The following is a 19,236-nucleotide window of genomic DNA, read 5'->3' as shown; positions in this document are numbered from 1 at the left end:
TTACTGGTAGATCGGGAACCGGTCGGTGAGCGCCTTGACCCGCTCCTTGATCGCGGCTTCGACCAGCGGCGCCTTGCCGTCGTCGGACTGCGCGATCGCGTTGAGGACCTCGGCGATCATGCCGCCGACCTGCTGGAATTCGGCAACGCCGAAGCCGCGGGTCGTCGCCGCCGGCGTGCCGAGACGCAGGCCCGAGGTGACGAACGGCTTCTCAGGGTCGAACGGAATTCCGTTCTTGTTGCAGGTGATGGCGGCGCGAACCAGCGCCTTTTCCGAGACGTTGCCCTTCAGGCCCTTCGGCCGGAGGTCGACCAGCATCAGATGGTTGTCGGTGCCGCCGGAGACAATGTCGAAGCCGTGGCTCTTCATCGCTTCGGCCAGCGCCTTGGCGTTCTCGACGACGTTCTTGGCGTAGACCTTGAAGTCCGGCCGCAGCGCCTCGCCGAAGGCGACCGCCTTGGCCGCGATCACGTGCATCAGCGGGCCGCCCTGCAGGCCCGGGAAGATCGCCCCATTGAACTTCTTGGTCAGCGTCTCGTCATTCCACAGCATCAGGCCGCCACGCGGGCCGCGCAGCGATTTGTGCGTCGTGGTGGTGGTGACGTGGGCATAGGGCACGGGCGAGGCGTGCACGCCGCCGGCGACGAGGCCCGCGAAGTGCGCCATGTCGACCAGCAGATACGCACCGACGCTGTCGGCGATCTCGCGGAAGCGCTTGAAGTCCCAGGCGCGCGAATAGGCCGAGCCGCCCGCGACGATCAGCTTCGGCTTGACCTCTTCGGCCTGCTTCTGGACCGCATCCATGTCGATGATCTGGTCCTCGCGGCGCACGGTGTAGTGCGCGGCCTTGAACCATTTGCCGCTCATGTTGACGGGCGAACCGTGCGTGAGATGGCCGCCAGCCGCAAGATCGAGGCCCATGAAGGTGTCGCCGGGCTGGAGCAGCGCCAAAAACACCGCCTGGTTCATCTGGCTACCGGAGTTCGGCTGCACATTGGCGAAGTTGGCACCGAACAGCTTCTTGGCGCGATCGATCGCGAGGTTCTCGGCGACGTCGACCCACTCGCAACCGCCATAGTAGCGCGCGCCGGGATAGCCTTCCGCGTATTTGTTGGTCATCACCGAACCCTGCGCTTCCAGCACGGCCCGGCTGACGATGTTCTCGGAAGCAATCAGCTCGACCTCATGGCGCTGCCGGCCGAGTTCGCCCTTGATGGCGGCGGCGATTTCCGGGTCGGCCTGCTCGAGCGAGGCGGTGAAAAACGAATCGGGCGCGGAGGCGGTCTTGGCTGAGGTCATCTTGCGAATATCTCCACCGCCGCAGCCTTTTGGCGGGCTGCGGGCGGTCTGGTGTGGCGATCGGAAGCGGCGAGCGCGATCTACCACATCGCCCGCCCCCGGCCAAGCATTTGCGGGTCAAGGGCAAGATTTGTGCAAGATATGGTGGGGATCAGGGGATTTGGCCCGCGGGCCTCCGGATGGGAATGGCCCGCGTGCGGATGGTCGAGGGAAGGTCCGATCCGGGCCTAAAGCCCGGTATACCCCGCCTTCACGGGATCCACGCTACCGTCGAGCTGGCGCAAGTACGTCAGGCCGCAGACGGTCAACCTGTGGGGGTCCTTTTCGCCAGCTTCCATCAAGGTGTTGAGGTAGTTCGTCACCTTCACGCGCGCCTCCTCGCTCGCCGCCGCGGTGCGGTTGGCGAGCAGGTCATAGGTCTGCATGATGCGGTCGATGGCAGCTTCCATGGCACCCTCTGGTTCTCTCAATTTTTGGCAGTTTTGATCAGGCAACCGCGCGGGCCTCAGGCTCGGCCTCAAACCGGGCGATCGCCTTGTTGGCGAGCCTGATCTTGTTGAATTCGCCATGCTGAAACAGCTTGACGATGATTCCGAGCAGGCATTCGTCGGTGACGAGGGAATCGGGGATCACACCGGAACGGCGGAGGTAATTCGCGGCAATGGCGTAGGCTTCGCTCACGAGTTCCACGTTCATCGCCTGAAGCCCGCGCTCAACCAGCATCGACATGTCTCCGATCCGAAGGAGATAAGCGCCGAGCCGGAAACTGGTTCCGCGGTGCCGTCTTTTTTTTCGCAGGTGCAAAAAGGCAAAACGCACCGGTCCAGGCAAAGCCGGGCTGGCGCGATTGGGGAAGTTCGGCACGTTCGGAAAGGCTTGCCGGTCTTGTTGCGGGCCGGCTTGGCCTTGATCCCTTCCAGAAAATCAGAGGCGGTACAGGATCTGATCGGTCCAAAACCGCTCGAGACGGTGCAGCGACTTGTTGAGCGTGGAGAACTCCTCGCCCGAGATGCCACCGACCTGCTCGACCGTCTTGACGTGCTTCTGATAGAGCGCATCGACGATGCGGCGGACTTCCTGGCCCTGCGGGGTCAGACGGATGCGCACCGAGCGGCGATCGACGCGCGAGCGCTGATGATCGAGGAAGCCGAGCTCGACGAGCTTCTTCAGATTGTAGGAGACGTTGGAGCCGAGATAGTAGCCGCGCGTGCGCAGTTCGCCCGCAGTCAGCTCCTTGTCGCCGATGTTGTAGAGCAGCAGCGCCTGCACCGAATTAATGTCGGCGCGGCCGCGGCGATCGAACTCGTCCTTGATGACGTCGAGGAGCCGGCGATGCAGCCGCTCCACCAGAGTCAAAGCTTCCAGATAGAGCGACTGCACCGAACCCTGCTGGCCGGAGACGCGCTCTGCGGTATCTGCCGCAGTTGCGACGGCTTTCATCATGACACTTCCCCTGTTGTCGTTTTTATCGACACTTATTCGACGAAACTTGTGTCCCGCCTGATAGGTGCAACTTAAGGGGGCCGTTTGAACATCGGCTTAAATAAGAGAATAAAGAGATCATGAATTTAAGACAGTGAATTGCGGATTAAGCCTGTGCCACAAGCACTTTTCGCAACCCTCTGTTGACCTTCGCAAGGTCCTGTTCACCCTCCGTCCGCCACATCTGTCGCATTCCAGAACAGCCCCGCCCTGTTTCGAAACGGCCGCGTAACAGCTGTGGCGAAACGGCCGGGTTAGCGAAAACTTAGGGCAAATTTGACGCAACCAGCGGTCAACCACGAGCAACGCTCGTGTCCCGGACAAGCGCAGCGAAGCGGAGCGCGGAGCCGGGACCCAGAAGCCAAGGCGAGATCGCAGAGAGATGGCCCCGGCTCTACAACGCATCACTGCGTGCTGCGCTGCGTCCTGGGCACGAGAGAGCGTTATGTCGCCTGTGTGCTATGGCGGCCGCTCGCGCGCGGCCATCCAGGCAAGCGCGAGATAGGCGGCGAGCATGAAGGCCTCGACGCCGACGACGATCAGGCTGCCGCCATAGATGCCGGGGAACATCAGCTCGATCACCGCCATCGACACCACGGTCGTCAGCCACACCACCGCACCCCACGGCGTCGCCAGCCACAGGCCGACGGCGGCGACCAGCTCGATCACGGCAAAGTAGACTGTGGCGGCCTGCCAGGCCATCGACTGGTTCTCGAATGCCTCGTCCTCGCCGCCGACGAAGCCGGTGACCTGGGCCCAGTGATAGAGACCTTTCAGGATCGACAGCAGCGCCATCACCCGCAGGAACAGCACGAGCCGGCGCGTCCAGACATTGTCGTCGGACTCGGTCCGCTCCGACGAGATCGCCGCCACTGAGATCGCATGATCTCGGGCGGCGTCTCTGGCAAGAGCGCCGTCGCGGGCCGCATCGCGGGTGGAGATCTCGGACATGGCCCCCTTCTGGCTGCTTCGCCCGGCAAAATCAATCGGCTGCTATCCCATGCGGCAGGTCAGGCCGCGGTGACGGGAACCAGGCGAGCTGGTATAAGAATAATTCCAGCCGGAGGAAGAGTGATGGCGATCAAATACGGACGTCCGATCGAATTGCGCGAGGTGTCGCGCGGGACCGGCACGGCCGCGCCCCATGCCCTCGATCTGACCGTCCGTCCGCGCCGCAACCGCAAGGCCGAATGGGCCCGGCGGATGGTGCGCGAGAACGTGCTCACCACAGACGATCTGATCTGGCCGCTGTTCCTGATCGACGGCGACAACAAGCGCGAGCAGGTCGCCTCGATGCCGGGCGTCGACCGCCTCAGCGTCGATCAGGCCGTGCGCGAGGCCGAGCGCGCCACGAAGCTCACCATCCCCTGCCTCGCGCTGTTTCCCTATACCGACCCCTCCTTGCGCGACAAGGAAGGCTCGGAAGCGACCAATCCGGACAATCTGGTCTGTCAGGCGGTGCGCGCGATCAAGAAGGAGTTTCCTGATATCGGCATCCTCTGCGACGTCGCTCTCGATCCGTTCACCAGCCACGGCCATGACGGCCTGATCGCCGACGGCAAGATCCTCAACGACGAGACAGTCGCCGTGCTCGTGCGCCAGGCCCTTGTGCAGGCCGAAGCCGGCTGCGACATCATCGCGCCCTCCGACATGATGGACGGCCGTGTCGCTGCGATCCGCGAGGGACTGGATCGCGCCGGACTGCTCGATGTGCAGATCATGGCCTATGCGGCAAAGTACGCCTCTGCCTTCTACGGTCCGTTCCGCGACGCCATCGGCTCGGCCAAGACGCTCACCGGAGACAAGCGCACCTATCAGATGGACAGCGCCAACACTGACGAGGCGCTGCGCGAGGTCGAGCTCGACATTGCCGAGGGCGCCGACATGGTGATGGTGAAGCCCGGCATGCCCTATCTCGACGTGGTCCGCCGCGTGAAGGACACGTTTGCAATGCCGACCTTCGCCTATCAGGTTTCCGGCGAATACGCGATGATCGCGGCGGCCGCCAACAACGGCTGGCTCGACGGCGAGCGCGCGATGATGGAAAGCCTCGTCGCCTTCAAGCGCGCCGGCGCTGACGGCGTGCTCAGCTACTTTGCGCCGAAGGTGGCGGAGAAGCTGCGGAGCCAGAGGTAAGCCCGCACTGCTTCGATGTCGTCCCGGCGAACGCCGGGACCCATACCGCGTAATCTCTCGATGGTGCATGGTATGAGCACCGGCGAAGGAAGCACGCCAGTCTTCGCCAAACCTCTCCCTGGGGTTACGGGTCCCGGCGTTCGCCGGGACGACATGGGAGTTTGCGCGGCGCTAGGCGCTCACCGCCAAGCATTCTCCGCCCCCGAATCGCCGGAATATTTCCGCTTGTTAATCCCCGCGCCCTTGGCACGGAGATGGCCTGTTCCCATGTCCTGCCTTGAGCCCTTGGGAGGACGGACCATGTCGTATGACTCGGGTAGTTCAGGCACCTGGCGCAATGACGGCGCGGTGCAGCCGCACGCCTACGACCCTGACCTGCATCCGGAACTGTTCCGCGGCGTTGCAACGCGGCGGGCGTTCGCCTTCCTGATCGACCTCGTCATCATCTCGGTGCCGGTGATCCTCGGCTATGTCTTCATTTTCGTATTCGGCGTGGTCACGCTCGGCGTCGGCTTTCTGTTGTTCGGGATCGCCTGGCCGGCTTCCGTGGTCTGGGCCATCGTCTATTACGGCGCCTGTATCGGCGGTCCCTCCTCGGCGACCATCGGCATGCGCCTGATGGATCTGGAGCTGCGCACCTGGTACGGCGCGCCGGGCTATTTCGTGCTTGGCGCCACTCATGCCGTGCTGTTTTGGGTGACGGTCTCGTTCTTGACGCCCTTCGTGGTGCTGGTCGGCCTGTTCAACTGCCGCCGTCGCCTGCTGCATGATTTCGTGCTGGGAACGGTCGTGATCAACAATTCCGTCCGCGCCCCTCTGCCGCAGGCCAGCGCCAGAACCTGGTGATCAAGGACCTATCAACCCGGACCCATTAAGCTGTCTGATCTGACCTGCCGCGCAGGCCAATTGACCGGGAGCTTCCGTAGCGCGATGCTCATATTCAGTTCGGAGGCCCACGACGTCCCTTGACCCAGCACTCGCGCGATACCCCGCAATTCTACCTTACGGCGCCTTCGCCCTGCCCCTATCTGCCCGGCCGGCACGAGCGCAAGGTGTTCACGCACCTCGTGGGTGACCGCGCCGGCGACCTCAACGACCTCCTGACCCATGGCGGGTTCCGCCGCAGCCAGTCGATCGCCTACCGTCCGGCCTGCGACCAGTGCCGCGCCTGCGTCTCGGTCCGGGTCGTTGCCAACGAGTTCCGTCCCTCCCGCAACTTCCGCAAGGTGCTCGCGCGCAACGCCGACATCATCGGCGAGCAGCGCAGCGCAATGCCGACCTCCGAGCAATATTCGGTGTTCCGCGCCTATCTCGACGCCCGTCACCGCCATGGCGGCATGGCCGACATGACCGTGCTCGACTACGCCATGATGGTCGAGGACAGCCATGTCGAGACCCGCATCATCGAGTACCGCAAGCGCGGCCCCGACAGCGGCCTCACCGGCCGCGGCGAGGAGCTGATCGCGGTGGCGCTCACCGACGTGCTCAGCGACGGCCTGTCGATGGTCTATTCGTTCTTCGAGCCGAGCCAGGTCAGCCGCTCGATGGGCACTTTCATGATCCTCGATCACATCGCCCGCGCCCGCCGCCAGGGCCTGCCCTACGTCTATCTCGGCTACTGGATCGAGGGCTCCAAGAAGATGGACTACAAGGCCCGCTTCCTGCCGCAGCAGCGCCTCGCGCCGTCGGGCTGGCTGCGTGTCGACGCGCAGGGCGATGCCGCGTCCGAGCCACAGGACTGATCGATGCGCAAAGGGTCATAAGCTGGCAATTGTCCCTAGGAAAATGGACGGGCGGTAGAGGCTTCCTTGTCGAGCAACTATGATTTGATCGCGCAGGCCATGATCGAGCGCCAACAGGTGCTCTGTTTCTATCAAGGGCACCCGCGCGCGATTTGTCCGGCAATCTTGGGCCATACCAACGGCCAGGAACGCACGCTGGCCTTTCAGTTCGCCGGTAGCTCCCGCACAGGCCTGCCGCCCGAAGGGGAGTGGAAGTGCCTCGATGTGGCAGGCATGAGCAATGTCGAACTCCGCACCGGCAAATGGCATGCTGGCTCGAGCCATCGCGAGCGCCAGAGATGTGTGAAGGTCGTCGACCTCGACGTGAATCCATCCAGTCCATACGAACCGCGGCGTCGGGTATCCCAACCAGACGGGCCTCCAACAACTCGTCAGAAGCCTCGGCGTCTGCGCTGATCACCCGACCAGCGTATCCACCAGCAGCTTCACGTTCAAAATCACGATGATGCCCGCGACGATCCATGCAGTCGCGGCAACGTAGGGCGGGATTGCAAACTTGCCCATCTTGCGGCGGTCGGAGACGAAGCGGACCAGCGGGATCACGGCGAAAGGCAGCTGCATCGAGAGTACGACCTGGCTGAACACCAGAAGGTCGGCCGTGCCGCGCTCGCCATAGATCGCGGTGACGACGATCACCGGAACGATGGCGATGCCGCGCGTGAGCAGGCGGCGCGCCCAGCTCGGCAGGCGTAGATCAAGAAAGCCTTCCATCACGATCTGGCCGGCGAGTGTTGCCGTCACCGTCGAATTGAGGCCGGAGGCGAGCAGCGCCACTGCGAACAGCGTCGAGGCGATGCCGAGACCCAGCAACGGCGAGAGCAGCTCGAAGGCCTGGCCGATCTCGGCGACATCCGAATGGCCACTCTTGTGGAACGTCGCCGCAGCAACAACGAGGATCGCGGCATTGATGAACAGCGCCAGCATCAGGGCGACGGTCGAGTCCGTCGTCGCCCATTTGATCGCTTCGCGCCGGCCCTCATCGTTGCGCTCATAGGCGCGCGTCTGCACGATCGAGGAGTGCAGATAGAGATTGTGCGGCATCACGGTCGCGCCGATGATGCCGATCGCGATGTAGAGCATTTCCGGATTGGTGAAGATCTCGGTCTTCGGCACGAAGCCGCGCAGCACCTCCGCGACCGGCGGCGCAGCGGCCACGATCTGCACCGCGAAGCACACCGCGATCACCGCGAGCAGCGCCATGACGAAAGCTTCGAGGAAACGGAAGCCGCGGTTCATCAGGAGCAGCAGCAGGAAGGCATCGAGCGCGGCGAGCAGCGCGCCGCCGATCAGGGGAATGCCGAACAGCAGCTTTAGTGCGATCGCGGTGCCGATGACCTCGGCGAGATCGCAGGCGATGATTGCAGCTTCACAGGCGAGCCAGAGCAGGAAATTCACCGCCGGCGAATAGGTCGCGCGGCAGGCCTGCGCGAGGTCGCGGTCGGTGACGATGCCGAGCCGTGCTGCCAGCGATTGCAGCAGGATCGCCATCAAGTTGGAGAGCAGGATGACCGAGAGCAGCGTGTAGCCGAACTTCGACCCGCCGGCGAGGTCGGTCGCCCAATTGCCGGGGTCCATGTAGCCGACCGAGACCAGGTAGCCCGGGCCGACGAAGGCGAGCAGCCGCCGCCACCACACTCCCGCCGTGGGGATGGCGACCGTGGCATTCACCTCGGCGAGGCTCTTCGTGGTGGGCGCATCAGCGCGCCAGCCGGTGGCCTCGGAGGTCATGTCGGGCGATCGGGCATCCATGCTGGCACAATACCGAAGTCAGAGCTTATTGCAACTCATTTGCAACTGCATCTAGCCGCGCCGGTTCCCGGTCTGGCCGCGTTTGCCTCCGCTCTGTCGGGAAGCGGGTGGGTTAGTCGGTCCTCGGAGTCGATACTGACGCAGATCGTCTGTGCAGGACATGAGCCATGCCAAATTCACCTCGCCTCCCCGATACCTTCAATCGCCTTGCCTGGTCCAACCTCGCCGCGCAGTCGGCCGAGCAGATCGCGCTGGCGGCGGCCCCGATCGTCGCGGTGCTGACGCTGGGCGTCGCCGAAGGCCGGACCGGCCTGCTCCAGACCGCCCTGACTTTGCCCTTCGTCCTGTTCGCCATTCCGGCCGGGCTGCTCGCCGACCGCATCTCGCGCCGCTCGCTGATGGCGGGTGCCGAGGCACTCCGCGCGGTGGCGCTTGCGGCGATCGTGCTGCTGCTCGCGCTCGGCGCGCTCAATCTGCCGCTGCTGGCGCTGCTCGGCTTTGCGGCGGTGTGCGGCACCGTCGTCTACAGCGTGGCCGCGCCGGCGCTGGTGCCGTCGCTGGTCGGCGCGGAACTGTTGCCGGCGGCCAACGCGCGCATCGAGCTTGCGCGCACCGTCGCCTTCGCCAGCGGCCCTGCGCTCGGCGGCGCGCTGGTAGGATGGTGGGGCGCGAGCCCGGCCTTCGGCTTTGCCGCGGCGCTCTCGGCGATCGCGGTCGTATTGCTCTCCGGCATCTACGAGCCTTCGCGCGCCCCCTCGCCACGGCGGCATCCATTGCAGGATATCCGCGAGGGCGCGGCCTTCGTGTTTCACCATCCCCTGCTGCGGCCGGTGTTCATCACCCAGTTCATCTTCAACACCGGCTGGTTCCTGCAGATCGCCGTGTTCGTGCCCTACGCCGTACGCCATCTCGGCCTGACCGCCGCGGGCGTCGGTACCGTGCTCACGATGTACGGCGTCGGCATGGTGATCGGCGCGCTGTTTGCTACGCGCGTGATGCAGCGCATCGCGTTCGGCACCGTGGTCGGCCTCGGTCCGATCACGGGCTTCGTTGCGGCGGTGGTGATGGCGCTGACTGTGCTGGTCCCCTCGCCCTGGCTTGCGGCCTTGAGCTTCTTCCTGCTCGGCGTCGGGCCGATCCTGTGGGTGATCTCGACCACGACGCTGCGCCAGTCGGTGACGCCGCCACGCCTCTTGGGCCGCGTCTCCGCCATCAACATCATGAGCTATGGCGCCCGTCCGCTCGGCTCGGCGCTGGGCGCCGTCGTCGGCGGCCTGTGGAGCGCGGAAGCGTGCCTGTATCTCGCCGCCGCCGTGTTCGGCGTGCAGGCGCTCATCATTTGGCTCTCGCCCGCGGTGGCGCTGGATCGCCAGCCCAGCATGGTCGGCGACGAAGCCGCGGCGAGCTGCTAGCCACAATCGTCATTGCGGAGGGTGTGGGAACAGCCCGGCTAATTCGCCAGATACCGCTCGTAGCTTCCCGTCACCGGCTCGCTCGCGTCGACATCAGGGTCGAGCGTGTAGAGATCCTGCGCATGGCCAATGCCACGCAAGGCGTAGCGGCCGGTGGAGACGAGATAGCGGCGGCCGGCCGCATCGAGGCCTTTGTAGAACTCGGCGGACGCCAGCAGCTCGCGGTCGACCGAGCGGCTCATCGAGGCGATGCGGCTGACCTCGTTGACGGTCGGGCCGACCACCGTGAAATCCAGCCGGTCCTCGCTGCCGATATTCCCGTAAAAGACCTCGCCGACATGCAAGCCGATATAGGCCGACGTGATGGGACGACCGTCGGCCGCCCGTTGCGCGTTCAGCTTCGCGACGTTCTGGCGGAACAGGTGCTCGGCGCGCAGCGCCGCGCGGCGGGCATGCGCCATGTCCTCGCCGGTGAACATCGCCAACACGCCGTCGCCGATCAGCTTCAGAACGTCGCCGCCGGCATCGTGGATCGCGTCGATCACGGCCTGGGCATAGTCGTTGAGAAACGGGATGATCTCGTCCGGGCCGATGCTCTCGCTGATCCCGGTCGAGCCGCGCAAATCAGAGTACCACAGCACGGCCTTGATGCGCTCGGTGACGCCGCGCGATATCCGCCCGCGCAACACCTGCTCCGAGGCATCGCGGCCGAGATAGACGCGGCCGAGCGTGCGCGCGATGTCGACCTGCTGCGCCGATTTGATCGCGAGCCCCAGCACCGGCACGAGATCGCGCATCGCGGCGAGCTCGGCGTCGCGAAACCCCTCCTCCCGCCGCGTCGTCCAGCAGGAATAGAGGCAATCCATCTGTCCGAGCGCGCCGGTCTCGCCGAAGCGGTGCACGAAGGCGAGATAATGGCGGTGGCCGTTTTCGGCGAGCTCGCCGATCTGCGAGAAATCCAGCGAGGGCGCGTCGGCGAGATCGATCACCATTTCGTCTTCGCCGTGCTCGAGCAGATGATAGAACACGGAGCGCCGCCAGTTCTTGGCCGCATCGCCTTCCGCGGTCGAGCCGTATTCGACGACCTCGCTCTCGTTGGTCGGCGTATCGCTCCAGCGGAAGGCGCGGCCCTCGTAGATCGGGTGCAGCGTATCGATCACGACGAGCCCGCGCGACAGTTCCAGCCCTTCGGCGCAGCAGCGCTCGCAGAAACCACGGAGCAGGTCGGGTTCGGGCAGGCCGGTGAGCCCCTGGCCGGCCACCCAGTTCATCAGCGCAAGGCGCGAGGTCAATTGCATGCGCCATTATGGCGTGCATTCGTGACGGGCGAAAGGCCGCCCGCGACCTTGCAACCAAGGCTCCCGCCCACAACAGGGCGAATATGCTGCAGGCACCGTTGACGCGCTCGCGCCGCAAGCTGCAAATGGAACTGATGACACCACCGCCCCCGAAAGACAGGGACATGAGCCAGCGCCAGCTTCCGATCATCCTGGCGCTCGGCACCACGCAGACCCTGGCTTGGGCCTCCAGCTACTATCTGCCCGCGCTGCTCGCCGATCCCATGGCGCACGACCTCGGCATCTCCTCCAACTGGATCTTCGGCGCCTTCTCGGCCTCGCTGGTGATCTCCGCCATGCTCGGCCCGCGCGTCGGGCGGCAGATCGATCTCTTCGGCGGGCGGCAGGTGCTGTCGGCCTCCAACCTGATCATCGCCGCCGGCCTCGTCCTGCTCGGCTTCTCTCACTCCGTTGCGGTCATGGCGTTCGCTTGGCTCGTGCTCGGCATCGGCATGGCGATGGGACTTTACGATGCCGCCTTCGCCGCGCTCGGCCGCATCTACGGCACGGAGGCACGCAGTTCGATCACCGGCATCACGCTGATGGCGGGGTTTGCCTCCACGGTCGGCTGGCCCCTCACCGCCTGGGGCCTGTCGCACATCGGCTGGCGCGAGACCTGCTTTGCCTGGGCCGCCGCCAATATCCTGATTGGCCTGCCCCTCAATTTCTTCATGCTGCCAGCGATCAAGGGCGCGAAGCAGGCCGCGGCGACCGCCGAGAAGCCGCACGTGCCGCTCGATCGCACCATGATCCTGCTCGCCTTCGTCTTCGCCGCGGCCTGGACCGTCACCGGTGCGATGGCCGTGCATTTTCCGCGCATCGTGGAAGCAACCGGCGCAACGCCGGTCGAGGCGATCGCGGCCGGCGCTCTGATCGGCCCGGCCCAGGTGGCCGCGCGCGTCCTCGAAGCCGGCTTCCTCAGTCGCTTCCATCCGCTGTGGTCGACACGGCTCGCCTGCCTCACCCATCCGATCGGCGCGGTGATCGTGGCGATCTTCGGCGGCGCCGCGGCGAGCGCGTTTGCCCTGTTTCACGGCTCCGGCAACGGCATCCTGACGATTGCCCGCGGGACGCTGCCGCTCTCGATCTTCGGCCCGAAGGATTTCGGCTATCGCCTCGGCATCATCGGCGCACCGGCGCGCATGGCACAGGCGGTGGCGCCGCTGGCCTTCGGTCTGCTGATCGACGTCATGGGCGCCAAGGTGCTGATCGTCTCCTCCGCGCTTAGCCTCTCGGCGCTGGCGGCGTTGTTCCTGATCCGGACCGAGCCGCGGAGCTAGGCCTTCTTCGCCTCGCTGGTCGCGATCCAGATGCCGGCGAACACGGCGACCAGGCCGACCAGAAGATTGGGCGTGATCGGCTCGCCGATCAGCAGCGCGGCCAGCAAGGTCGCCGCGATCGGGTTGACCGTCATCGTATTGGCGACCCGGGTCGGCGTTGCCCGCGCCAGCGCCATGACCCAGAGAATGAAGGCGAGCGCGCCGCCGCCGATGCCGAGGTAGATGCCGGCGATCCACTGCGCCGTCGTGAAGTGACCGAGCGCCGCGAAGCTGCCCTTCACGAGCCCCGCGACCACCAGCACGGCGGCGCCTGCACCCATGCCAACGGTGAGAAATCCGAGTGCGCTCGAGCGTTGCATCAACGGGCGCGACAGCACGTTGTAGAACGCCATGCAGAACACGGCGCCGGTCATGATCAGTTCGCCACGCCAGGCGCCGGGCGGGCTTTGCGCCAAGCCCGCGGCCAGCGCCGCTGCGACCCCGAGCACGGCGATGGCAACGCCCGCAATCTTGCGCGCGCTCAGCCGTTCGACGCCGAGCAGCGCGCCGACCATCATGGTGTGGAGCGGCAGCGTCGCCAGCGCCAGGCTGGCGCGCGCCGCGGTCGTGTAGGACACCGCGATGTTATAGAGGATGAAGAACAGGCCGAAGAAACAGATGCCGAGCAGCGCCACGGAAGGCCAGTCGGCGCGCTGCGGCCAGCGGACACTCAGCATCAGCGCACATGGCAGGAGGCAGAGGAAGCCGATGCCCCAGCGCAGGATCGCCAGCAGGACCGGATCGGCCCCGCCGACCAGATAGCGGGTGATCGCGGCCGCGGTGCCGCCGAGGCTGCTCGATAGCAGCGCGATCCCAACTCCGAGCCACTCGCCCACGGCCGCCTCCTGCTCCCGGAGCTGTGAGAGCGGCTAGCACATCCCTGCTGCCACCGTCATGGCATCAGGGGCGCACGAGGGGTCAGTCGTAAAACTCCGGCGCCATCTTCTGGCTGTCGCGCTGGGCCTTGTCGTGGTTGATCCAGAGCTGCGCCTTCTCCTTGGCGAGCGTGTCGGCGATCTTCCGCATCGAGGCCGCGCTCTGGTCCTTGTTGAAGTTCATGCCGGGCACGCGGCGGTTGTCCCAATTGTCCTTGAAGTGGACGGCATCGCCTGAGAGCACCACCGCGCCGGTTTTCGGCAGCTTCACCAGCAGCGACTGGTGTCCGGGCGTATGGCCGGGCGTCGAGAGGATGGTCACGCTGCCGTCGCCGAACACGTCCTTGTCGCCCGCGAGCAGCTCGACCGGGTGCGAGGGCTTGAAGCGCGGCTCGTTGTTGGCGCCGGGCCAGTCATATTCGGCCTTCTGGACGTAGAGCGTGGCCTGCGGGAACAGCTCGACATTGCCGATATGGTCCGGATGGGTGTGCGAGACGGCCATCGCCTTGATGTCGTCGGGCTTGACGCCGAGCTGCTCGAGCTGGGCGGCAAGCGTCTTGGGCCGCCGCCAGGTCACCGCCTTGGGATCGGCTGGCGCAAGGCCGTTCGGCATCGCGGCGACGGCATCGGCGATGCCGGTGTCCCACAGCAACCAGCCCTTGGCATGCTTGATGAGATAGCAGCTGTCGACGAAGTCCATCGTCTTGCCTTCGTTGAGGCCGGGCGTCCAGCGCGAGATGTCGCCGGCGGTGCCCTCGCCGCAATTGAGAACGTAGAGCTTTTCGACGCCGGTCTTTTCCGACTGCGCGACGGCCGCTTGAGTGGTCAGGGCGAGTGCGGCGACCGCGAGAGCGAGCTTGATCCCGGGCATCATCCTTGGTCCCTCCTTGGCAAGCGCTTGGGTCAGTTGCGACCGAGGATCAACCCCGGCCACGCCGCCGAATTCCGCTCGCGCGGATCACGTCAATGTGGGCAAGTCTCGACCTCGACCGTGATGTGGCTGAGCCCCTTCAGCCCGGCGAGGCGCTTCTTATAGACGGCCGGCTGCTTCGGCTTGTCAGACACCAGCGACACCAGCACCGCGCAATGGCCGGGGCCGACCTGCCAGAGATGCAGATCGGTGACACGGTCCTCGCCGACCTCCATCCGCGTGCGGATCACCCGCTCCAGCTTCTCGTCGGCGCGCGCGTCGAGCAGCACCGCGCCCGACGTCCTGATCAGGCCGAACGCCCAGCTCGCGATCACGGCGCTGCCGATCAGGCCGACGGCAGGATCGGCCCAGACCCAGCCCGAATACATCGCGACGACGAGCGCGCCAATCGCCAGCACCGAGGTCGCGGCATCCGCCATGACGTGGACATAGGCCGCGCGCAGATTGTTGTCGTGATGATGGTGGTGATGGTCATGATCGTCGTGGTCATGATGTGCATGGCTGTGGCCATGATCATGACCGTGATGATGATGATCATGGCTGCCGCGCAGCAGCCATGCGCTGGCGAGATTGACGCAGAGACCGAGTGCGGCCACCGCAATGGCCTCGCCATAGACGATCGGCACCGGCGCGAACAGCCGCAGCACGCTCTCATACGCAATCTCGACCGCGATCAGGCCGAGGATGATCGCGCTGGCAAAGGCGGCGAGATCGCCGAACTTGCCGGTGCCGAAAGTGAAATGCGCATTGCCGAGGTGCCGGCGCGCGAAGCGGTAGGCGAAGGCGGCAATGCCGAGCGCGGCCGCATGCGTGCCCATGTGCCAGCCGTCGGCGAGCAGCGCCATCGAGCCGAACAGCGAGCCGGCGACGATCTCGCCGACCATCATGACCAGCGTCAGGACGACCACGAGCCAGGTGCGCCGCTCGTTCTCGTCGTGTTTTTCTCCGAGAAAGGCATGGTCATGGGTCCACTGTTCGATGGAATGGGAATGCATTGGTAAGTCTCCGAAAGGGCTGATCCGTTGGGCCGCAATATAGACCGGTGGGCCCACGGGTGAAATCGACCAAACAAGCCGTTGACAGTCCGCCGCGGTTTCGGTGTATTGGGGTTTATGGGGATTGAGCGATCTCCCCACGAGGCGACAAGCCCAAGAATCGCGTCCCGTTGTTCTTACGAGGGCGCATCATGTCTTCTTACACGACAATATCATCTGACAAGCTGGCACGGCTGATCGGCACGGCGAATGCGCCTGTCCTGATCGATGTGCGGACAGAAGAGGATTTTGCCGCCGACCGGCGGCTGATCCCAGGTTCCATCAAGCTCAGCCACGACAATGTGACGGACTGGGGCGGCGCATTTGCCGGTCGCCGGGCCATCGTCTCCTGCTTCCGCGGCGAGAAGCTCGCGCAGGGTACCGCGGCCTGGCTGCGCCAGCTCGGCGTCGAGGCCGAGACGCTGGAGGGCGGCTTCGAGGGGTGGAAGGCCGCAAAACTGCCGCTGCTCGACACGCGCAAGCTGCCGCCGCGCGATGCCAAGGGACGCACGATCTGGGTGACGCGGGCGCGGCCGAAGGTCGACCGTATTGCCTGCCCCTGGCTGGTCCGCCGCTTCGTCGATCCCAATGCGGTGTTCCTGTACGTGGCGCCGTCCGAGGTGGTCGCCGTCGGCGAGCGCTTCAACGCAGTCCCGTTCGACATCGAGAACGTGTTCTGGAGCCACCGCGGCGAGCTCTGCACCTTCGACGTGATGATCGAGGAGTTCGGGATCGCGACGCCGCCCTTGCTCCGCCTCGCGACGCTGGTGCGCGGCGCCGACACCGCTCGTCCGGATCTCGCACCAGAGGCGCCCGGCCTGCTCGCCGCCTCGCTCGGGCTGTCGCGGATGTACGATGACGACCTCGAACAGCTCGAGGCCGGCATGACGCTCTACGATGCCTTCTACCGCTGGTGCCGCGACGCCACCGCCGAGACTCACAACTGGCCGACCAACAAAGCCAAGGCGTAATGGACACCCGTGCCAATCAAGCAGGAGCTGATGCCGGTCACGGCATCAGCTTCGGTGAAGCGTTCCGCGTCTGGTTCCGCGTTGCCTGTCTCAGTTTTGGCGGGCCTGCGGGCCAGATCGCGGTGATGCACCGCATCCTGGTCGAGGAGAAGAACTGGATCTCCGAGGGCCGCTTTCTGCATGCCCTGAATTACTGCATGCTGCTGCCGGGACCGGAGGCACAGCAGCTTGCGACCTATGTCGGCTGGCTGATGCATCGCACCGCCGGCGGGCTGATGGCGGGCGGGCTGTTCATTCTCCCCGGCATCATCGCGATCATGGGCCTCAGCTACATCTATGCTGCCTACGGCAATGTCAGCTTCGTCGAGGCGTTGTTCTTCGGCCTCAAGGCCGCCGTGCTCGCCATCGTCGTCGAAGCCGTGGTGCGGGTCGGCAAGCGCGCGCTGAAGAACCGCATCATGATCGCGCTCGCGGCCGCCGCCTTCGTTGCGATCTTCTTCTTCGCGGTCCCCTTCTCGATCATCATCGTCGTTGCCGGCGTGATCGGCTATATCGGCGCGAAAGCCGGCCGGCCCGAATTTGCGCCGGCCGCGCACGGCAGCGGCGGCAGCGGCGCCGCGATTGACAGCATGCTCGGTGAAGCCGTGCCCGAGCACATTCGCCCCGACACCGGTCGGACGATCCGCATCGGCGCGGTGTGGCTGGCACTCTGGCTGGTGCCGGTGGTCGCGCTGCTCCTGGTCCTCGGCGAGGCCAACGTGTTCAGCCAGATCGCGCTGTTCTTCTCGAAGATGGCGCTGGTCACTTTCGGCGGCGCCTATGCCGTGCTGGCCTATGTCGCCCAGCAGGCGGTGGAGCATTATCATTGGCTGAAGCCGCACGAGATGCTCGACGGCCTCGGCATGGCCGAGACCACGCCGGGCCCGCTGATCATGGTGCTCCAGTTCGTGGGCTTCATGGCGGCGTATCGCGACGCCAGCGGGCTGTCGCCAATGCTCGCGGCAACGCTGGGCGGGCTGCTCGCAACCTGGGTCACCTTCACGCCCTGCTTCCTCTGGATCTTCGTGGGCGCCCCCTATATCGAGCGCCTGCGCGGCAACACGGGATTGGCCGGTGCGCTCGGCGCGATCACCGCCGCCGTCGTCGGCGTGATCCTCAACCTCTCGATCTGGTTCGCATTGCACACGCTGTTCCGCGAGACCGTGCCGGTGGATGCGTTCCCGCTGTCGTTCGACCGCCCGGTGGTGTCCAGCGTCGATCTCCCTGCGCTGGTGCTCTCGATCGCGGCCGCGACCGCGATCTTCCGCTTCAAGCTGGGTATGCTGACGGTGCTGGCGGGAAGTTGCGCCGCCGGCGTGGCGCTGCGGCTGGCGGGGGTGATCTAGCTAGGTTCGTCGCGTCCGGTTTGCTATCGGAAGGCGACATTGCAGCCGATGGGCTGCATGGCGGCCTTGGGCCACAACCGGACCTCGCGCGACCGATCAACTTGATAGCAACCATACCGAATTAGGAGCGAGCAATTCCATCTAGACAAGCATAGATTGCTTCGTTCTTTGGCGATAAACTCGGCAGGTATTGTGGAAGGCACAAGGCATATTATTCCAATGAGGAGGCGGTTACGGCTCGCAGCTCTTGGGGCTACCCTGGCGCTGCTCTTAAGCGCAGCGGTCGTTCCCTTTGTTGATAGCTGGCATCATATCTGCCGCCCTGACACAGCCCTCTGCCTTCCCGTTTTCTGGTTCTATGCCGCGAGCGTCGTTGGCGCCTTTTTGGCATCTTTCATTGCGCTCAATACGGGCGAAACAGTTCGCCGTCCTTCGCTGCTTTCATTCATTCTTTTGTGCGATCTGTTCTACGCTTGGATCGGTGGAATTGGCTTTATGCTGCACTTGATCTTGCTGGCTCCCAATACGTTTGGGCTCACGATGGCCGACCGAATTTGGCAGTGGGCAGAACTTCCACTAATGAGTCTTATGACGGGCCTGTTCTGGGGAAATGGGGTGACACTCGGGTTTGGTTTTCTGATCGGACTACCAACAGTACTCTGGCTCGCATCGCCTCCAATGCGTCTTCCATGGGTTAGTACGCCAAAGTGATCAGGAGGTCAGGAAAGGGTCACAAGCAGCGGTCAGGACAAGCGCGGCGCGGCGTCCGGTCTGCCGCCGATAGGCGGCATGGCAACGGCCTCCGCTTTCTTCGAGAGCAGAAGTAACGCGGCCACCAGAGGCGGCCTTACTCATCCTCATGAGACTGCGAACGGTCCTATTGCCAAGATCCAAAAACCGTAAGCTAATTCGTTTCTCATCATCCAAGCGCGATATTTTTGCCCCTCTTCATTGAACAATTTTCTGTCCACCTGCCCCGCAAACTTACGGAAGAACGTTACGTCTTTGCGTTCGACACCAGGAGCCAGGTTTCGCAGCGCGTGCGTTCCAAGATAAAGCTCAAGTCCGGCGAAGACTGCTACACCAAAGGCCCAGACATAGACCGCCATCGGATCAGCTCCATGTGCGATCTAAATCTAAAGCGCTGACCACAGGTTCGCTATGGGTAGAAGCTGCCGTTGATGAGTACACGCCCTCCTGGCGAAAGCTCGCCATCTATGCCCCGCCGGCCATTGCCGTCGGCCAAAACAGTCGCGACCAGCGCGGCGTCATTGCTTGTCAAGCCCAGCCCTCGCAAATATTCCACTTTACCGAAATTCGGATTTGTCGTACAAGCGAGACACCCTGGCCCGAGACAAGGGGCGGATCGCGATCGTCACGAACCGCGGGCTGGGTTGCGATGGACGCGACGGCGTCGGGCGCGAGCGGCGTTGCAGGGCGGCTTCGGCCGTGAGCGATTGCTTCGCGCCGACGACACGATGCTGACAGCGTCTTGGTATGGCTT

At 64.8% G+C, this 19,236-nt stretch carries 20 protein-coding genes; 9 read left to right on the top strand and 11 right to left on the bottom strand.

Annotated features, from left to right (window positions below):
• The 5 genes from glyA to JJB99_RS17705 all read right to left on the bottom strand — a co-directional run bounded on the left by glyA (position 1) and on the right by JJB99_RS17705 (position 3,732).
• Positions 1 to 1,299 carry a serine hydroxymethyltransferase gene (gene glyA, locus JJB99_RS17725; RefSeq protein ID WP_200499925.1) on the bottom strand — a complete coding sequence of 433 codons (1,299 nt, stop codon included), beginning with the start codon at positions 1,297 to 1,299 and terminating at the stop codon, positions 1 to 3.
• Between the two features lie 227 nt (positions 1,300 to 1,526).
• On the bottom strand, positions 1,527 to 1,748 hold the full coding sequence (locus JJB99_RS17720; protein WP_074118440.1) for a hypothetical protein: 222 nt from the start codon (positions 1,746 to 1,748) through the stop codon (positions 1,527 to 1,529).
• Between the two features lie 37 nt (positions 1,749 to 1,785).
• Positions 1,786 to 2,022: a hypothetical protein gene (locus JJB99_RS17715; protein ID WP_200500200.1), complete on the bottom strand. Its 237-nt coding sequence runs from the start codon at positions 2,020 to 2,022 to the stop codon at positions 1,786 to 1,788.
• Positions 2,023 to 2,223: 201 nt separating this feature from the next.
• Entirely contained in the window at positions 2,224 to 2,742 is a 519-nt protein-coding gene (gene ldtR / locus JJB99_RS17710; RefSeq protein ID WP_018320040.1) for a transcriptional regulator LdtR, read from the bottom strand.
• Between the two features lie 498 nt (positions 2,743 to 3,240).
• On the bottom strand, positions 3,241 to 3,732 hold the full coding sequence (locus tag JJB99_RS17705; RefSeq protein WP_200499924.1) for a DUF6163 family protein: 492 nt from the start codon (positions 3,730 to 3,732) through the stop codon (positions 3,241 to 3,243).
• 123 nt (positions 3,733 to 3,855) lie between these two features.
• Between JJB99_RS17705 and hemB the strand changes: the two genes are divergently transcribed.
• From hemB to JJB99_RS17685, 4 genes are all read left to right on the top strand, one after another.
• Entirely contained in the window at positions 3,856 to 4,917 is a 1,062-nt protein-coding gene (gene hemB, locus JJB99_RS17700) for a porphobilinogen synthase (RefSeq protein ID WP_200499923.1), read from the top strand.
• Between the two features lie 300 nt (positions 4,918 to 5,217).
• The gene (locus tag JJB99_RS17695) at positions 5,218 to 5,763 is read left to right on the top strand and encodes an RDD family protein (RefSeq protein ID WP_200499922.1); all 546 of its coding nucleotides are present in this window, start codon (positions 5,218 to 5,220) and stop codon (positions 5,761 to 5,763) included.
• Between the two features lie 119 nt (positions 5,764 to 5,882).
• A complete protein-coding gene (locus JJB99_RS17690) occupies positions 5,883 to 6,659 on the top strand; it encodes an arginyltransferase (RefSeq protein ID WP_200499921.1) in 777 nt (258 codons plus the stop codon).
• A 66-nt stretch (positions 6,660 to 6,725) separates the two neighbouring features.
• On the top strand, positions 6,726 to 7,115 hold the full coding sequence (locus JJB99_RS17685) for a hypothetical protein (protein ID WP_246775283.1): 390 nt from the start codon (positions 6,726 to 6,728) through the stop codon (positions 7,113 to 7,115).
• Here JJB99_RS17685 and JJB99_RS17680 read toward each other — a convergent pair whose 3' ends face one another.
• A complete protein-coding gene (locus JJB99_RS17680) occupies positions 7,116 to 8,468 on the bottom strand; it encodes an Nramp family divalent metal transporter (protein WP_200499920.1) in 1,353 nt (450 codons plus the stop codon).
• Between the two features lie 167 nt (positions 8,469 to 8,635).
• On the opposite strand from JJB99_RS17680, the gene JJB99_RS17675 reads away from it, so the two are divergent.
• Positions 8,636 to 9,880 (top strand): MFS transporter, encoded by a 1,245-nt coding sequence (locus tag JJB99_RS17675; RefSeq protein WP_200499919.1) that lies wholly within the window; start codon positions 8,636 to 8,638, stop codon positions 9,878 to 9,880.
• Positions 9,881 to 9,918: 38 nt separating this feature from the next.
• Here JJB99_RS17675 and JJB99_RS17670 read toward each other — a convergent pair whose 3' ends face one another.
• The gene (locus JJB99_RS17670; RefSeq protein WP_200499918.1) at positions 9,919 to 11,178 is read right to left on the bottom strand and encodes an adenylate/guanylate cyclase domain-containing protein; all 1,260 of its coding nucleotides are present in this window, start codon (positions 11,176 to 11,178) and stop codon (positions 9,919 to 9,921) included.
• Between the two features lie 164 nt (positions 11,179 to 11,342).
• On the opposite strand from JJB99_RS17670, the gene JJB99_RS17665 reads away from it, so the two are divergent.
• The gene (locus tag JJB99_RS17665) at positions 11,343 to 12,497 is read left to right on the top strand and encodes an MFS transporter (protein ID WP_200499917.1); all 1,155 of its coding nucleotides are present in this window, start codon (positions 11,343 to 11,345) and stop codon (positions 12,495 to 12,497) included.
• On the opposite strand, the gene JJB99_RS17660 is transcribed toward JJB99_RS17665, so the two are convergent.
• From JJB99_RS17660 to dmeF, 3 genes are all read right to left on the bottom strand, one after another.
• Positions 12,494 to 13,372, bottom strand: coding sequence for a DMT family transporter (locus tag JJB99_RS17660; protein ID WP_200499916.1), 879 nt, complete (start codon positions 13,370 to 13,372; stop codon positions 12,494 to 12,496). The genes JJB99_RS17665 and JJB99_RS17660 overlap by 4 nt on opposite strands.
• A gap of 82 nt (positions 13,373 to 13,454) precedes the next feature.
• Complete coding sequence (locus JJB99_RS17655) at positions 13,455 to 14,285, bottom strand: N-acyl homoserine lactonase family protein (RefSeq protein ID WP_200499915.1); 831 nt, start codon at positions 14,283 to 14,285, stop codon at positions 13,455 to 13,457.
• A gap of 89 nt (positions 14,286 to 14,374) precedes the next feature.
• On the bottom strand, positions 14,375 to 15,337 hold the full coding sequence (dmeF, locus tag JJB99_RS17650; RefSeq protein ID WP_200499914.1) for a CDF family Co(II)/Ni(II) efflux transporter DmeF: 963 nt from the start codon (positions 15,335 to 15,337) through the stop codon (positions 14,375 to 14,377).
• Between the two features lie 191 nt (positions 15,338 to 15,528).
• Here dmeF and JJB99_RS17645 point away from each other — a divergent pair, with 191 nt between their 5' ends.
• The 3 genes from JJB99_RS17645 to JJB99_RS17635 all read left to right on the top strand — a co-directional run bounded on the left by JJB99_RS17645 (position 15,529) and on the right by JJB99_RS17635 (position 18,443).
• Entirely contained in the window at positions 15,529 to 16,347 is an 819-nt protein-coding gene (locus tag JJB99_RS17645; protein ID WP_200499913.1) for a chromate resistance protein ChrB domain-containing protein, read from the top strand.
• A complete protein-coding gene (gene chrA, locus JJB99_RS17640; RefSeq protein WP_200499912.1) occupies positions 16,347 to 17,732 on the top strand; it encodes a chromate efflux transporter in 1,386 nt (461 codons plus the stop codon). The genes JJB99_RS17645 and chrA overlap by 1 nt, the downstream gene beginning before the upstream one ends.
• Before the next feature lie 156 nt (positions 17,733 to 17,888).
• On the top strand, positions 17,889 to 18,443 hold the full coding sequence (locus JJB99_RS17635) for a hypothetical protein (protein ID WP_200499911.1): 555 nt from the start codon (positions 17,889 to 17,891) through the stop codon (positions 18,441 to 18,443).
• 146 nt (positions 18,444 to 18,589) lie between these two features.
• Here the strand turns inward: JJB99_RS17635 and JJB99_RS17630 are convergent, their stop codons facing one another.
• Entirely contained in the window at positions 18,590 to 18,841 is a 252-nt protein-coding gene (locus JJB99_RS17630; protein WP_200499910.1) for a hypothetical protein, read from the bottom strand.
• Positions 18,842 to 19,236: the final 395 nt, after the last annotated feature.

The organism is Bradyrhizobium diazoefficiens (assembly GCF_016616235.1).
In the GTDB taxonomy this organism is placed as follows: Bacteria; Pseudomonadota; Alphaproteobacteria; order Rhizobiales; family Xanthobacteraceae; genus Bradyrhizobium; species Bradyrhizobium diazoefficiens_H.
Note: the sequence above shows the minus strand (reverse complement) of the source record. Positions and strands in the feature narration are given on the sequence as shown.